The organism is Stenotrophomonas chelatiphaga, from assembly GCF_032054965.1.
GTDB classification, from domain to species: domain Bacteria; phylum Pseudomonadota; class Gammaproteobacteria; order Xanthomonadales; family Xanthomonadaceae; genus Stenotrophomonas; species Stenotrophomonas chelatiphaga.
In genome coordinates, this window is the sequence record NZ_DAMBRS010000007.1 from 22,856 (window position 1) to 37,388 (window position 14,533).

Consider the following 14,533-nt stretch of genomic DNA (forward strand, 5'->3'; position numbering starts at 1 on the left):
TCCATTGCCCACGTCTGCCGCGGCAGGGCAGATCGGCTAAAATGGGGGATTCCGCCGCACTTCACAGCAGGCCACGTGAAAAATCTCCTCCGCGCCCTGATCAGCCAAGGCATCGAAGCCCTGCGCGCCAATGGCACCCTGCCCGCCGACTCGATTCCGCCCGAGTTCGTGGTTGAACGCCCGAAGACCCGCGAGCATGGCGACTTCGCCACCAATGCCGCCATGCTGCTGGCCAAAGCCGCGCGCAGCAACCCGCGGGCGATCGCCCAGGCGCTGCTGGACGCGCTGCCGCAGAGCGCGGACGTCAGCAAGGTCGAGATTGCCGGCCCCGGCTTCATCAACTTCCACCTGGCCGGCAGCGCGTTCCAGCGCGAAGCGGCCAGCGTGATCAAGGAAGGCAACGACTACGGCCGCAACCTGTCCGGCAACGGACGTACCGTGGGCGTGGAATACGTGTCGGCCAACCCGACCGGCCCGCTGCACGTGGGCCACGGCCGTGCCGCGGCGATCGGCGACTGCATCGCGCGCGTGCTCGATGCCAACGGCTGGAACGCCAAGCGCGAGTTCTATTACAACGATGCGGGCGTGCAGATCGAAAACCTGGCGCTGTCCACCCATGCGCGGGCCAAGGGCATCAAGCCCGATGACGCCGGCTGGCCCGAAGGCGGCTACCGCGGTGACTACATCCAGGACGTGGCCGACGCGTACCTGCGCGGTGCCAGCGTGGACCTGGAAGGCACCACCGTGGTCGGCGCCAAGGATCCGGACGACATCGCCGCGATCCGCCGCTTCGCCGTGGCCTACCTGCGCAACGAGCAGAACCTGGACCTGGCCGCGTTCGGCGTGGATTTCGACATCTACTTCCTGGAAAGCTCGCTGTACAACGATGGCAAGGTCGCCGAAGCGGTGCAGCGCCTGCAGGATTCCGGGCATACGTACGAAGAGGGCGGCGCGCTGTGGCTGCGCTCCACGGATTTCGGTGACGACAAGGACCGCGTGATGCGCAAGTCCGACGGCACCTTCACCTACTTCGTGCCCGACGTGGCCTACCACCTGACCAAGTGGCAGCGTGGCTATGAGCGCGCCATCACCGAACTGGGCGCCGACCACCATGGCTCGCTGTCGCGCGTGCGTGCCGGCCTGCAGGCGATGGGCGTGGGCATTCCGCAGGGCTGGCCGGAATACGTGCTGCACCAGATGGTGACGGTGATGCGCGGCGGCGAGGAAGTGAAGCTGTCCAAGCGGGCCGGCAGCTACTTCACCCTGCGCGACCTGATCGACGAAGCCGGGCGTGATGCCACGCGCTGGTTCCTGATCGCGCGCAAGCCGGACTCGCAGCTGACCTTCGACATCGACCTGGCGCGCCAGCAGAGCAACGACAATCCGGTGTTCTACGTGCAGTACGCCCATGCCCGGGTCTGCAGCCTGCATCGCCAGGCGCAGGAAAAGGGACTGGTGTATTCGCAGGAACAGGGACTGGCGGCGCTGCGCACCCTGCAGGACGACGCATCGCTGAACCTGATGAACGAAATCTCGCGTTACCCGGAGGTGGTGGAGGCGGCCGGCATCGCGCTTGAACCACACCTGGTGGCGCAGTACCTGCGTGAATTGGCGCACGCCTTCCACACGTGGTATCACGGGACGCCGGTGCTGGTGGAAGATGCCGCCGACCGCGATGCCAAGCTCACCCTGGCCAGCGCAGCGCGCCAGGTGTTGCGCAATGGCCTGGAACTCCTGGGCGTGGGCGCCCCGGAAAAAATGTAAGCATTGGAGAAGCAGTAGACATGGCAGCACGACGCGGCAAGAGTCAGGCACGGCGCAACAGCAGCCAGGGAACGCCGGGGTGGGTGTGGCTGGTCGCCGGCGTGGCGATCGCCGCCGTGGTGTTCCTGGCCGCGCCGAACCTGTTCAAGGGAGATGCCGATGGCTTCCTGCGGGCAGGTCCGCGCCCGGATCCGAACGCCCAGCCGGCGCCGGTGGTAGAGGCCGAAGGGGATGTCGGTACGCAGGTGGAAACGCCTGCGGCGGCCAAGCCGGCCACCCCGGCCAAGCCGCCGGCAACCCAGTACGATTTCTACACGCTGCTGCCGGGCAAGGAAGTGGAGATGTCCGACGCCGAGCTGGCCGCCAGCACCCGCGCCGAGGAACAGCGCCTGGCACGCAGCGAGGCGCAGCGTGCGCAGGCCGCGCTGGAAGGCAAGCCGGTCCCGGCCGCCGCGCCGGCGCCGGCGTCCACGGCATCCACCACCACCGCTGCCACGGCGACGGTGGCAAGCACCGCGCCGGTGCGCAGCACCGCGCTTCCGGCGCCGTTGAGCGAGCGCCCCGCTGCCCCGGCCAGCACCGCGACGCCGCCGGCGGCGGCAACCAGCGCACCGACGACGGCAGCGGCAACGCCTGCTGCGGCGGCCGCCCCGGTCGACAGCAACGTGCGCTACATCCTGCAGGCCGGCGCGTTCGGCGCGTCCGGCGACGCCGAGGCCACCAAGGCGAAGCTGGCGATGATCGGGCTGGCGGCGCGGGTGGAATCGGCGCAGATCAACGGCAAGACCGTTTACCGCGTGCGCATGGGCCCGTATGGCACCGCCGGTGAACTGTCCGAGGCGAAGCAGAAGCTGGATGGAACCGGCCTGCAGGCGATGGCGATCAAGGCGCAGTAACGCCCGCCGCGGCGGCAGAGCGCATCAACGAAAAAGCCGGGCAGTGCCCGGCTTTTTCATGCGCCAGCGGGTGTCTCGCCGGGCGGCCTCAGCCTTCGCGCGCCACTTGGAAACCGGCATACGACTGGCTGACCGGCATCAGTTCGAGGCGATTGATGTTCAGGTGCGGCGGCAGGCTGGCCACCCAGTAGATCTGCTCGGCGATGTCTTCGGCGGTCATCGGGTTGGCGCCGGTGTACAGCTTGTCCGATGCGGCCTGGTCGCCGTGGGTGCGCACGACGGTGAACTCGGTTTCGGCCATGCCCGGTTCGATGGTCGTCACCCGCACGCCGGTACCGTGCAGGTCCGAACGCAGGCCCAGCGAGAACTGGCTGACGAAGGCCTTGGTGCCGCCGTAGGCATTGCCCCCCGGATACGGATAGACCCCGGCCACCGAGGAGATGTTGATGATCGCGCCCTTGCGCTCCACCAGCAGCGGCAGCAGGCGATGGGTCAACGTGACCAGCGCGGTGACATTGGTGTCGATCATGGTGCGCCAGTCTTCCAGCTTGGCGTGCTGGGCCGGCAGCGTGCCCTGCGCCAGGCCGGCATTGTTGACCAGCAGGTCGATCTGCCCGAACGCCGGCGGCAGCGCCAGCAGCGCCGCTTCCATGGCGACCGCGTCGCGGACATCGAACACCGCCGCGTGCACCTGGTCGGCACCGTAGGCGTCCACCAGCGGCTGCAGGCGCTCACCGCGACGGCCGGTGGCGATCACCTTCCAGCCCGCCTTCGCGAAGCGGTGGACGGCAGCAGCACCGAAGCCGGAGGTGGCGCCGGTGATCAGGACGGTACGGGTCATCAGGCAACTCCAGGAAGATCCAGGCCGATATTCTGTCACTGTCGGCCGCCGCCTGCCTTGCCGGATCGGTCGCCCGCGCTCAGCGCACGCGGAACACGCGCGCCTTCGGCAGGTCCGGGTCGACCTGCAGGAACCAGCGGCCCGCGATGCCGGGCACCACTTCGATGGGCGGGTCCTGCAGCACGCGACGCAGGGTCATTTCGCCCTTCAGCACCTGCCATTGCTGGCCGTTGTCGAGGGTGAACAGCGTGCCCGGCTGCCAGCCGCTGATGCTGCCGGTGGCATGCGCCTTGATCGGGCCGTCGTCCAGGCCGATGAACATCGGGGCGGCGGCGGGCGGCGTGGCGCGCGCGGTCGGCGGCGGCGCGTCGACTGCGACCGGCGCGTGTGCCTGTGCGTCGCGCAGCAGGCCGTTCAGCTGCTGCAGCTGGTCCGGGGTCAGGCCGACGTCGGCCAGCCGCGCGGGGTCGAGGCGCTGTTCCAGCGGCACGTAGCGGTCCTGCGCCGCCGCCGGGCAGGCGACCGGCAGCACGGCCAGCAGCAGGGGAATCCAAGGGCGCATGGCGGGCAATCCTGCTTCAGGGGTCGAGGAGCGCACTGTGCTGCAGTTCGATGACCGCAGGATGACAGCGACGCGGACGGTACAATGCGGGTCCCGGCGCTCCCTGCCGGCGGTGTGGAAGACAATGATCAACAACGATGTGCTGCGCAGCCTGCGCTTTGCCCTGGACCTGAGCGACAACCACGTGGTGGTGCTGTGCGAGCTGGCCGACCCTGCCTTCCCGGTCACGGCCGAGCAGGTCAACGCCTGGCTGAAGCCGGACAACGAAGCCGGTGCCGAGCCCTGCAGCGATGAGGCGCTGGCGCACGTGCTGGACGGCCTGATCGTGCACCTGCGCGGGCGCGACGAGAGCCAGCCGCAGCGTGCGATCGAGACGCGGATCGACAACAACCTGATCCTGAAGAAGCTGCGCGTGGCCTTCCAGCTGCGCGACGTGGACCTGCAGGAGATTTTCCAGGCGGCGGGCTTTGCGGTGTCCAAGCCGGAGCTGAGCGCGGTGTTCCGCCAGCGCGACCACAAGCACTTCCGCAAGGCGGGCGACCAGTTGATGCGGTACTTCCTGAAGGGACTGGTGCTGCGCGTGCGCGGTGCAGCTTCGAACGGCTGAGTCGCGCGCTTCTGGTTCCGGAGCAACAGCTGCATACGGTGCAGGGGTCGGGCGGGGTGGGGGTGCGGGGCACGCGCAAGTACGTCCTCGTAGCTCTTCGCGGCTCCTGCCGCTCAAGGCCCCGCACCCCCACCCCGCCCGCCCCCGGACGGTTTCCCGGCGTCGGTAGCGCCGAGCCGTGCTCGGCGGGATTCCGGGGAGGCTCGGCGACATTCGCCGGGATCAGAAGGTTGCCTGCAGGGCGACCTCCAGCCGGGTGCCGGCGTTGCCGGGGAACAGGTGGCGGGCGGCGTTGTCGGTCGCGTGGCCGGTGGCACGCAGCTCCCACTGCGGGGCGATGGCGTGAACCACGCTGAGCTGCACGTGCTGGTAGTCGCGGGCCTGTGCACGTGCCAGTGCGTAGTGGCCATAAGCCGCTTCCAGGCGCGTCGCGCCTGACAAGGGCAGGCGCACGCCGACCTGCGCATAGGTGCCGGGATGGCCGCCGGCCAGCGCGTCGCGCGAGTGCGCCAGCTGCAGCCAGGCGCGCTGCCTGAAGGTCGCCGTGGCGGACAGCTCGGTCCAGTCCAGGGCGCGGCCGGTGGATGGATACAGATAGCGGGTCGCCGTGGCGTCCAGGCTCCAGTGCGGGGCCAGTTCGCCGCTCCAGCCGAATACGGCATCGAACTCGCTGCGTGCGGCGATATCCGGTTCGAACGCTACGTTGGATCCCCACAGGCTGGCGTACAGCCCGGTGGCATGCGTGGCGCGCGCGCCGGCCTGCACGGCGGGATCTTCGCCGGTCTGCGAGCTGCCACGCCAGACGTAGTCGCTTGCCAGCGCGAGGCTGCCGCTGACATCGGCCTGCGCCTCTTCCACGGTCACCAGGCCCATTGCCATCACGCCGGCCACGCCCACGCCGCGCAGTACTTGCCACTTCATTCCATCACCCTTGTCTGCTGGGCGGCACTGCCGCCGGAGCTGCGCAGTCTGGGCGCCGACCGCGTAATCGATCGAGGGTGCCAGGGGCCCCTGCGCGCAAAGCCTGCGTAAAGCCTGCCCTCGCATCGGCCCGGTGGCTGCGCGCTATCATGCAGGCCTGTTGAACGGAGCACCTGCGTGGACGCGATCCTGACCCCTGTATCGATCGGTGAGCTGATCGACAAGATCACCATCCTGGAAATCAAGGCCGAGCGCATCGACGATGCGGACAAACTGGCCAACGTGCGCACCGAACTGGATGGCCTGCTGCCGCTGTTCGAGGCCCAGCGTGGCAACCAGCCGGCACTGGACGCGCTCAAGCAGCAGCTGAAGGCGATCAACGAGCGCATGTGGGACATCCAGGACCAGCTGCGCGACAAGGAAGCTGCACAGGTGTTCGACGATGCCTTCGTGCAGCTGGCACGCGGTGTCTACGGCACCAACGGCGAGCGCGTGCAGGTCAAGAACGAGATCAACCGGGTGGCCGGCTCGGCGCTGGTGGAAGAGAAGCAGTACCAGGGCGAATAGCGGGCACGTTCTGCGATCGTGAAAACGAGAAAGGCCCGGCGATGCCGGGCCTTTCCGCATGCACCCAGCCTGCGCAAAGCAGGCCGCTGCGGTATTACCAGCTGAAACGCGGGCCGACGGTCATTTCCTTGTCGCCATCGCGGTTCATCTTGATGTCGCCGTTGATGCCCCAGTTCTGGTTCAACTTGACCTGGGCGCCCAGGCGGCCGTACCACTCGCCATCCGGGCTGATGCCGTGCTTCTTGCTGTAATCCTCGTAGCCGGCCATGGCATAGACTTCGGCATGCTGGCCAAACGCGGTGCGGATGCCGGCCTCAGCGCTGTAGCCGTTGAAATCCAAGCCATGCTTGGGGTCGAACTTGTTATAGGCGGCGCGGGCCACGAAGTCGGTCGACGGGGCGATTTCGACGTTGTAGCCGACACCCAGGCGCCACTGGTCGACGTCCTGCTTGGTGCCGTCCACTTCCTGCTGGCTGTACTCGCCGAACACGTGCATGTTCGGCAGCACGCCGTAGGAACCCTTGACGCCCCAGCCTTCCGCATCGCCGCCGTCGGCGTCGGTCTTTACGTAGTTGCCTTCGGCGTAGTTGTAGGACAGGTTTTCGGCAGCCGAAGCAGCGAACGGCAGGGCCGAAGCCAGCGCGAGTGCGATCAGGGACATCTTCATGGGTACAACCTCTTGTCTTTCTGGTTTTTGTTGCAGCAGCGCCAGAGCGCCGTCGCATCGGGGGATGTAAAGTTTCCGTTTTTTGACCTAACCCCATCCTGAAAGTGGAAAAGCCATTTTTGGCTGCTATTCAGCTGTTTTCAGGCATACGCGCGCGCCTTTCATTTCCAGGTGTGCATGCGGCTTTCACGCGCCGCGACGGTGGCCGGGCGTAAACAGCCCGAATGCGGCCGATGACGCCACGCCATGTCGTTCTGCACGCTACTGGTTCGTCATACCCATGAAGGTCCCGCATCCGCGGGCCATCCGGAGAACAGGCAATGAGCTACATCGACGGCTTCGTCCTGGCGGTACCCACGGACAAGAAACAGGCGTTCATCGACCACGCGCGCAGCATGGACCCGGTATTTCTGGAGCTGGGCGCGACGCGGGTGGTCGAATGCTGGGGCGAGGACGTACCGCACGGCACGACCACGGATTTCTACCGGGCGGTCAGCGCCAAGGACAACGAGACCGTGGTGTTTTCGTGGGTGGAGTGGCCGGACAAGGCCACCCGCGACAGCGGCATGGCGAAGATGATGGACGACCCGCGGATGGACCCGGCCAACAACCCGATGCCGTTCGACGGACAGCGGATGATCTTCGGCGGGTTCACGCCGATCGTCGAGCTACCGTAACGCGGCCTGGTCAGCGCGCTTCGGGCGTGTCGTCGGTGGCCTGGGTGCCGACGGCCATGCCGGCACCCAGGCCGCCCATCGCGCCCATGCCTGCGCCGCCACCGCCGCCGCCGGCCTTGCCGCCGCGTTCGCCCGCATCGGCACGGCCCTTCGCCGCACCGCCTGCGGCCGGACGGGTCGGCCCCTGGTGCGGAATCTCCAGGCCCGTGGGAATCGGGGCCAGGTCGAGCGCCTCACGGATGAAGTCACGCAGCGAGACCACCAGTGCATGGGTATGCACGGGGCGCCCCTGGGCCAGTTCGGTGGCGGCATGCGCGGCCAGCCGCACCTGGTCATCGGTGCCCAGCAGCAGGATGTCCGACAGCGCCGCTTCCACGGCATCGCGGATGCGGCGCGAACGGTCCGAGCCGGGTTCGACGATGCCCTGCTGGTGTGCGCGTTCGCGCAGCTGGCGCAGGTGCGAAGGATCGACGCCCAGATCGCCGGTGAAGGATCCGCCCAGCACTTTGTAGGCCGCCATCAAGGTGCGCAGCCGTTCATTGATCTGGCGGTTTTCGCGCTCGCGGCGCGCTTGCAGGGTCTGCATCACCAGCAGGCGGATACCCACGCCCAGCAGGGTGATGATGGCCAGTCCACCCAGGGTGGACAGCACGGCCTGCCATGAACTGAAATCGAGACCACGCATGGGGGAGTGCTCCTGGGCGAGGCCCCCATGATGCCCTGCCACGTGTGTGCAGGCGCATCATCATCGGCATCCCCTGCCGCCAGCCGGCGACAGGGGACGCCCAGCGCGCTTACTTGCCGCGCTTGGTCACGGCCTTGCGGGTGGCGACCTTCCTGGCCGGCGCCTTGCGGGCGGCCTTCTTCACCGGTGCTGCCTTCTTGGCAACGGCCTTGCGGGCGCCGGTGGTCTTCTTGGCAACGGCCTTCCTGGCGACTGCCGACTTCTTGGCAACGGCCTTCTTGGCGACGCTGGTCTTCTTGCCAACGGACTTCCTGGCGACAGCCGACTTCTTGGCAACGGTCTTCTTGGCAACGGCGGCCTTCTTGCCGACGGTCTTCTTGGCAACAGCCGCCTTCTTGGCGACGGTCTTCTTGGCAACGGCGGCCTTCTTGCCGACGGTCTTCTTGGCAACAGCCGCCTTCTTGGCGACGGTCTTCTTGGCAACCGCGGTCTTCTTGCCAACGGTCTTCTTGGCGACAGCTGCCTTCTTGCCGACGGTCTTCTTGGCCACGGCGACCTTCTTGCCGACGGTCTTCTTGGCGACAGCGGCCTTCTTGGCGACGGTCTTCTTGGCAACAGCGGCCTTCTTGGTCGCGGTCTTCTTGGCCACGGCGACCTTCTTGCCGACGGTCTTCTTGGCTACGGCAGCTTTCTTGGTTGCGGTCTTCTTCACTGCGGCAGCCTTCTTGGCAACGGTCTTGGTGGCGGCGGCCTTCTTCTTGGCCACGACCTTCTTCAGCGCGGCCGCTTCGGCCTGTGCGTTCTGCTTGGCCGCTTCCAGCTTCTGCTTGGCCTTGGAAATCGACTTGCCCACCGACTTGGCGGCCTTGTCAGCCTTCTTGGCGACGGTCTTCTCGACGTTGGCAACGGCCTTCTTGGCGGCGACCACGCGGGTGGTGGCCGCCTTGCGCACGCGCTTGGCGGTGGTCTTGACCGCAGCCACCGCGTCTTCGGCGGTGTGGGCGATGGTCTCGCCAACGTTGGTTGCAGCTTCCTTTACAGTCTCGACGGTCTCGCTCAATGTCGTCGTCACACCATTACCGTTGCTCATGATTTGCCCTCCTGGGGGGCTGGAATGTCAAAACGGAGGCGATGCTATACCGGCAAGGTGCATCGTGGAACGGGAAACTGCGCAGGCGCAAGCGCGCGCGGCGATGGTGGCTGCAGTCGCGCGCAGCCATCGACGTGCACGGCAAGTTGAAAACCCTCGTTTTCAAGGGGTTTCGCAGCGATGATCGCGCACTGCGGACGTCGCTGCGCGCCGCCGCCGCGATCCTGCACGTCCGCTTGCCGATACGACATCGGCAGCGGGGTTTGCGCGGAACTGCGCAACTTCCGCTGTGCCAGCCGGTTTCTTTCATGGCATGTTTATCCAGCGCGGGAGACACTTCCGCGGCCCTGCCGCAGCTCCCTGCGGCGCTCGCCTCCACCCTCGAGTGCGCTCGACTCCACCTTCCTGCCCGGACACCGATTCCCATGCGACCGATTCCGACCCTGCTTACGCTCGCACTGGCCGCAGCCTTCGGCGGCTTCGTCGCCAGCGGCATCAATGCACACCTGGACAACCGCGCCGAAGCAGCGCCGGCGCCGATCACCATCCCGGCCACCAGCGCGCTGCCCGCTGCGGTCGCCGGGCAGCCGGTTCCCTCGCTGGCACCGATGCTGGAGAAGGTCACCCCGGCCGTGGTCAGCGTCAACACCAAGCAGGTCGTGCGGGTGCGCAATCCCTTCTTCGAAGACCCGTTCTTCCGCCGCCTGTTCCCGGACGTGCCGCAGGAACGCATCAACGAATCGCTGGGTTCTGGGGTGATCATCGACGCCGCCGAAGGCTTGGTGCTGACCAACCACCATGTCATCGACAACGCCGACGACGTGCAGGTCACCCTGTCCGATGGACGCACGGTGAAGGCCGAATTCCTGGGTTCGGATGCGGACACCGACATCGCGCTGATCCGCATCCCCGCGCAGGGCCTCACCGGCATCACCCTCGGCAACAGCGACCAGCTGCGCGTGGGTGATTTCGTGGTCGCCATCGGCAATCCGTTCGGCTTCACCCAGACCGTGACCTCGGGCATCGTGTCGGCCGTCGGCCGCAGCGGCATCCGCGGGCTGGGCTACCAGAACTTCATCCAGACCGATGCGTCGATCAATCCGGGCAACTCCGGCGGCGCGCTGGTCAACCTGCAGGGACAGCTGGTGGGCATCAACACCGCCAGCTTCAACCCGCAGGGCAGCATGGCCGGCAACATCGGCCTGGGGCTGGCCATTCCGTCCAACCTGGCGCGCAACGTGGTCGACCAGCTGGTCAAGCATGGGGTGGTGGTGCGCGGTACGCTGGGCATCGAAAGCCAGAACCTGACCCTGCAGCTGGCGCAGGGCCTGGGCCTGAGCGAAGCGCGCGGTGCGCTGGTCAGCCGGGTCCTGGCAGGATCGGCCGCAGCGGCGGCGGGCGTGCGCGCCGGCGACGTGGTGGTGACCGCCAACGGCCAACGCGTGGACAGCGCGCAGGCGCTGCACAACATCGAAGGACTGGCCGCGGTGGGCAGCGCCATGACCCTGGAACTGCGTCGCGATGGCAAGCCGGTACAGGTCAAGGCCACGTTGAAGGAGCAGGCGCGCGCGATCAGTGGCGACACGCTGGACCCGCGCCTGGGCGGTGCCACCTTCGTCGACCTGCCCGAGTCGCTGCGCCAGTCCGGGCTCAGCGGGGTGCTGGTCAACGAGGTCACCCGCGGCAGCCGCGCTGCCGCTTCCGGCCTTGCCAAGGGCGACATCGTGACCGAGGCCAGCGCAGGTGAATTCGCCGACCTCGCCAGCTGGCGGGCCAACTTCCAGCAGCCGCCGCAGCAGTTGGTGCTGCGCATCGTGCGGGGTAATGCCAGGGGGCAGTTGGTCATGCGCTGATGGCATGACGTACCGTAACGCCCCCTATACCCGGGCGATGGTATCCATGTCGTCCGTGGCCATCCCGCATGTCGGGACGGCGGCCGCCTTACTCACTGAAGCAGGAGATTGCGATGAGCCCCACCAATACCGAAAACCTGAAGGACCACCTGGGCGAAGCCTCCACCCACCTGAAGTCGGCCGCCAACGCGGCTGGCAGCGCCATCAAGGGCGCCACGGGTGCGGCCGGCGATGAACTGCGGATCGGCAAGGCCAACGTCAAGGCCGAACTGTCCGACACCGCTCTGTCCGGCCTGGCCGCTGCCGAGTTCGGCGGTGCCGCTGCCAAGGAACAGGTCGATGCACTGATGGACAAGGGCAAGGACCTGGTCGACAGCGCCGCCGAACTGATCCGCGAACGTCCGCTGGCGTCGTTCGGCGTCGCTTTCGCTGCCGGCTGGCTGATCGCCAAGCTTGCCCGTAGCGGCGGCGACAAGTAAGCCGCGGCGTGAGCGAAAGCGACAACACCGCCAACGGGCCTGATCCAGCGGCTACCCCGCCGCTGGATGAGAGCATCCGCCAGGTCAGCCAGGCCAGCCGCGCGACGGTGGATGCGGCGAAGCATTCGTTCCGCTCGCTGCGCCGGCTCGCGTCGGCTGACTTCGCCCTGGCACGCAGTGCCTTCGGCCGTGCCTTGGCATGGTCCGGGGTGGCGATCGTGTTCGGCGCATCGGCGTGGCTGCTGATGGCGGCCACGTTGATCGCCCTGCTGCAGAGCTGGGGCATGTCCTGGTTGCATGCGCTGCTGATCACCTCGCTGCTCAGCCTGGCGATAACCGGCGTGGCCGCGTGGCGGGTGTCCTACTTCTTCCACCACACCGGCATGCATTCCACCCGCCGGCAGCTGTCCAAGCTGGGTCTGTTCGACGAGCCCGGCGATGAAGAAGACCCCGATGCCGGCGTCAAGATCCCGGAGGGCAAGCCATGAAGTTCAGCGTATTGCGCAGCCGGGTGAAGCGCTGCGAACAGGTGGTCGCGGTGCGGCTGGTCGATACCCAGGACCACTGGGGTGTACTCAGCCAGGTGTGGCGCAGTGGCTGGTCGCCGCTGCGCATCATCGTTGCCGGCGTGGCCAGCGGTTTCGTCGTCGGCAAGCTGGAAATCCCCGGCAAGGTCAATGGTGCACGCTGGCTGCAGATGGTCGGCTCGGTATCCAACCTGCTGGCCAGTGGCCAGGCCGCGTTCGCTTCGGCGATGGCCGCGCATGCGGCCGGAGCGGCAGACGATGCCGCAGAGCAGGCCGATGCCGCTGCGGACAAAGTAGATGATGCGGTGAACCCCGGTGCGACCGCTGCCGCTGCCGGTGCAGCCGCCGGCGCGGCGGCCGCGGCAGCCGCGGCATCCCCGCCGCAGGCGCCTGCCCAGGCCGGTCTCGGCCGCCAGGACCAGGATGATTCCATCGGTCCACGCCCGGCCGAAGCCGCAACCGAATTGTCCGAACGTTGACACGGTGAACCCGCCGCGTTGATCGCGGCGGGCGGATAATGGGGAACTTTTCCCCTGCCGGTGCGACGATGAGCGAGTCCCTTTCCAGCGTCCCGGCCGAACCGTCCCTCGTTGCGCCACCGCCTTCGCGTCCGCGCGCGCCGGTATCGCTGGTGGTGCTGGCCACGCTTGCCGTCGCGTTCACGCTGTGGGCCGCGCAGCCGGTGGTGCTGCCGATCCTGCTGGCGATGTTCTTCGCCCTGGTGGGCAACCCGATCCTGCGGCTGCTGCAACGCATCTGGGTACCGCGTGCACTCGGCGCCATCCTGGTGATCGTCGTGGGACTGGGTGCCACCACGGCGCTGGCCGTGCAGTTGGTGGTGCCGACCATGGAGTGGGCGCAGGAAGCGCCGCAGCAGCTGCGCAAGATCGGCCGCCAGGTGCAGAACCTGACCAAACCGGTGCAGCAGGCCAACCAGGCCGCCGAGAACTTCGCCCGCGTGGCCGCCGGCGAAGGCACCCGGCGCGTGCAGGTGGTGCGCACCCAGCTGGACGATCCGTACCGCGCGATCACCCAGGCCCCGCGCCTGCTGGCTTCGGTACTGGCGGTGGTGCTGCTCACCCTGTTCTTCATGATCTACGGCCAGGACCTGCAGCGGCACGCCATCGCGCTGTTCCCCAACCGCCAGCAACAACGTTTCACCACCGATATCCTGCGGTCGATCGAACGCGAGGTGTCGCGCTACGTGCTGACCATCACCGTGATCAACAGCCTGGTCGGCCTGGTGTTCGCCGGCACGCTGATGCTGCTGGGCCTGGAAATGCAGGATGCCCTGCTGTGGGGCACGATGGCAGCGCTGCTCAACTTCGCTCCTTACGTGGGTCCGCTCATCGGCGTGGCGCTGATGCTGCTGGTCGGCTTCGTCGAGTTCCCCGATCCGCTCAAGGCGATCCTGCCGGCCGCCTGCTACCTCGCGCTGCACGCGCTGGAAGGCCAGCTGATCACCCCGATCGTGCTGGGCCGGCGGATGAAACTCTCGCCACTGGTGCTGATCCTGGCCTTGATGATCTTCGGTTGGCTGTGGGGCTTCGTCGGGCTGCTGCTTGCGGTGCCGCTGCTGGTCTGCGTGAAGCTGGTGCTGGCACGGCTGGAAGGCATGCAGGGCTGGTCACGGCTGCTGGAATGAAAGCCGTTGGCGACGGGCGTAGAATGGCCGAGTGAACTTTCCCATCCAAGCCATCACCCTCGACCTCGACGACACCCTGTGGCCCTTCGCTCCGATCGGCGCACGCATCGACCAGGTGCTGCACGACTGGATGCTGCAGCACAGTCCCGCCACGGCCGCGATGTTTCCGCAGGCGGCGATGCGTGAACTGCGCGAGCGCGCCTACGTCGACAATCCCCACCTGCACCACGACCTGAGTGCGCTGCGCCGGCTGACGCTGCAGCAGGCCCTGCAGGAAAGCGGCGCCGACCCGGCCCTGCTGGAGCCGGCCTACGAAGCGTTCTATGCCGCGCGCAACCAGGTGGAGTACTACCCGGATGCGCTGGATGCCCTGCAGCGCATCGCTGCCCGGGTGCCGGTGGCAGCGCTGAGCAATGGCAACGCCGACCTGGAGCGGATCGGCGTGGCGCACTTGTTCGCCTTCCAGCTGGGCGCGCGCGAACACGGCGCAGCCAAGCCGGTCGCCAGCATTTTCCATGCCGCCTGCGAGCGCCTGGGCGTTGCACCGGCGCACGTCCTGCACGTGGGCGACCACGTTGAAATGGACGTGGCCGGGGCGATGTCCGCCGGCCTGCGCGGCTGCTGGATCAACCGCGAAGCGGCCCGCTGGAACCACCCTTCGCTGCAGCCCGACCTGCAGTTCGACACCCTCACCGGGCTGGCCGACTGGCTTGATGCCAACCCCGCCGCCAGCGCAACCAGGAGCGCCTGAC

The 14,533-nt window shown here is 67.5% G+C and carries 17 protein-coding genes; 11 read left to right on the forward strand and 6 right to left on the reverse strand.

What is annotated here, in order from left to right; all coding sequences use genetic code 11:
- The first annotated feature begins 75 nt into the window (after window positions 1-75).
- A complete protein-coding gene (argS, locus tag RTX79_RS10495; RefSeq protein ID WP_057687429.1) occupies window positions 76-1,764 on the forward strand; it encodes an arginine--tRNA ligase in 1,689 nt (562 codons plus the stop codon).
- Window positions 1,765-1,784: 20 nt separating this feature from the next.
- Window positions 1,785-2,660 (forward strand): SPOR domain-containing protein, encoded by an 876-nt coding sequence (locus tag RTX79_RS10500; RefSeq protein WP_312683632.1) that lies wholly within the window; start codon window positions 1,785-1,787, stop codon window positions 2,658-2,660.
- An 88-nt stretch (window positions 2,661-2,748) separates the two neighbouring features.
- On the opposite strand, the gene RTX79_RS10505 is transcribed toward RTX79_RS10500, so the two are convergent.
- Both RTX79_RS10505 and RTX79_RS10510 read right to left on the reverse strand, forming a co-directional pair.
- Window positions 2,749-3,501, reverse strand: a complete 753-nt coding sequence (locus RTX79_RS10505; RefSeq protein WP_123699860.1) for an SDR family NAD(P)-dependent oxidoreductase — start codon at window positions 3,499-3,501, stop codon at window positions 2,749-2,751.
- 79 nt (window positions 3,502-3,580) lie between these two features.
- Window positions 3,581-4,063: a hypothetical protein gene (locus RTX79_RS10510; protein WP_312683635.1), complete on the reverse strand. Its 483-nt coding sequence runs from the start codon at window positions 4,061-4,063 to the stop codon at window positions 3,581-3,583.
- Window positions 4,064-4,187: 124 nt separating this feature from the next.
- Between RTX79_RS10510 and RTX79_RS10515 the strand changes: the two genes are divergently transcribed.
- A complete protein-coding gene (locus RTX79_RS10515; RefSeq protein WP_057687425.1) occupies window positions 4,188-4,670 on the forward strand; it encodes a DUF1456 family protein in 483 nt (160 codons plus the stop codon).
- Window positions 4,671-4,892: 222 nt separating this feature from the next.
- Here RTX79_RS10515 and RTX79_RS10520 read toward each other — a convergent pair whose 3' ends face one another.
- Window positions 4,893-5,549, reverse strand: a complete 657-nt coding sequence (locus tag RTX79_RS10520) for a TorF family putative porin (RefSeq protein ID WP_428695995.1) — start codon at window positions 5,547-5,549, stop codon at window positions 4,893-4,895.
- Between the two features lie 219 nt (window positions 5,550-5,768).
- Between RTX79_RS10520 and RTX79_RS10525 the strand changes: the two genes are divergently transcribed.
- The gene (locus RTX79_RS10525; protein WP_057507516.1) at window positions 5,769-6,158 is read left to right on the forward strand and encodes a DUF6165 family protein; all 390 of its coding nucleotides are present in this window, start codon (window positions 5,769-5,771) and stop codon (window positions 6,156-6,158) included.
- 94 nt (window positions 6,159-6,252) lie between these two features.
- Here RTX79_RS10525 and RTX79_RS10530 read toward each other — a convergent pair whose 3' ends face one another.
- The gene (locus RTX79_RS10530; RefSeq protein ID WP_312683644.1) at window positions 6,253-6,825 is read right to left on the reverse strand and encodes an Ax21 family protein; all 573 of its coding nucleotides are present in this window, start codon (window positions 6,823-6,825) and stop codon (window positions 6,253-6,255) included.
- A 320-nt stretch (window positions 6,826-7,145) separates the two neighbouring features.
- Here RTX79_RS10530 and RTX79_RS10535 point away from each other — a divergent pair, with 320 nt between their 5' ends.
- Window positions 7,146-7,502 carry a DUF1428 domain-containing protein gene (locus RTX79_RS10535; protein WP_312683646.1) on the forward strand — a complete coding sequence of 119 codons (357 nt, stop codon included), beginning with the start codon at window positions 7,146-7,148 and terminating at the stop codon, window positions 7,500-7,502.
- 10 nt (window positions 7,503-7,512) lie between these two features.
- Here the strand turns inward: RTX79_RS10535 and RTX79_RS10540 are convergent, their stop codons facing one another.
- Together RTX79_RS10540 and RTX79_RS10545 are read right to left on the reverse strand one after the other, a co-directional pair.
- Complete coding sequence (locus RTX79_RS10540; protein WP_312683647.1) at window positions 7,513-8,187, reverse strand: hypothetical protein; 675 nt, start codon at window positions 8,185-8,187, stop codon at window positions 7,513-7,515.
- 109 nt (window positions 8,188-8,296) lie between these two features.
- On the reverse strand, window positions 8,297-9,277 hold the full coding sequence (locus tag RTX79_RS10545; RefSeq protein ID WP_312683648.1) for a histone: 981 nt from the start codon (window positions 9,275-9,277) through the stop codon (window positions 8,297-8,299).
- A gap of 425 nt (window positions 9,278-9,702) precedes the next feature.
- Between RTX79_RS10545 and RTX79_RS10550 the strand changes: the two genes are divergently transcribed.
- The 6 genes from RTX79_RS10550 to RTX79_RS10575 all read left to right on the forward strand — a co-directional run bounded on the left by RTX79_RS10550 (window position 9,703) and on the right by RTX79_RS10575 (window position 14,532).
- Window positions 9,703-11,130: a Do family serine endopeptidase gene (locus RTX79_RS10550; RefSeq protein WP_312683649.1), complete on the forward strand. Its 1,428-nt coding sequence runs from the start codon at window positions 9,703-9,705 to the stop codon at window positions 11,128-11,130.
- Window positions 11,131-11,243: 113 nt separating this feature from the next.
- Window positions 11,244-11,609 carry a hypothetical protein gene (locus tag RTX79_RS10555; protein WP_042613320.1) on the forward strand — a complete coding sequence of 122 codons (366 nt, stop codon included), beginning with the start codon at window positions 11,244-11,246 and terminating at the stop codon, window positions 11,607-11,609.
- A gap of 8 nt (window positions 11,610-11,617) precedes the next feature.
- Entirely contained in the window at window positions 11,618-12,097 is a 480-nt protein-coding gene (locus RTX79_RS10560) for a phage holin family protein (protein WP_057507522.1), read from the forward strand.
- Window positions 12,094-12,615, forward strand: coding sequence for a protein sip-5 (locus RTX79_RS10565; protein WP_312683650.1), 522 nt, complete (start codon window positions 12,094-12,096; stop codon window positions 12,613-12,615). Before RTX79_RS10560 ends, RTX79_RS10565 begins: the two co-directional genes overlap by 4 nt.
- A gap of 68 nt (window positions 12,616-12,683) precedes the next feature.
- On the forward strand, window positions 12,684-13,781 hold the full coding sequence (locus tag RTX79_RS10570) for an AI-2E family transporter (RefSeq protein ID WP_057507524.1): 1,098 nt from the start codon (window positions 12,684-12,686) through the stop codon (window positions 13,779-13,781).
- A gap of 31 nt (window positions 13,782-13,812) precedes the next feature.
- Entirely contained in the window at window positions 13,813-14,532 is a 720-nt protein-coding gene (locus RTX79_RS10575; protein ID WP_123699867.1) for an HAD family hydrolase, read from the forward strand.
- Window position 14,533 lies beyond the last annotated feature (1 nt).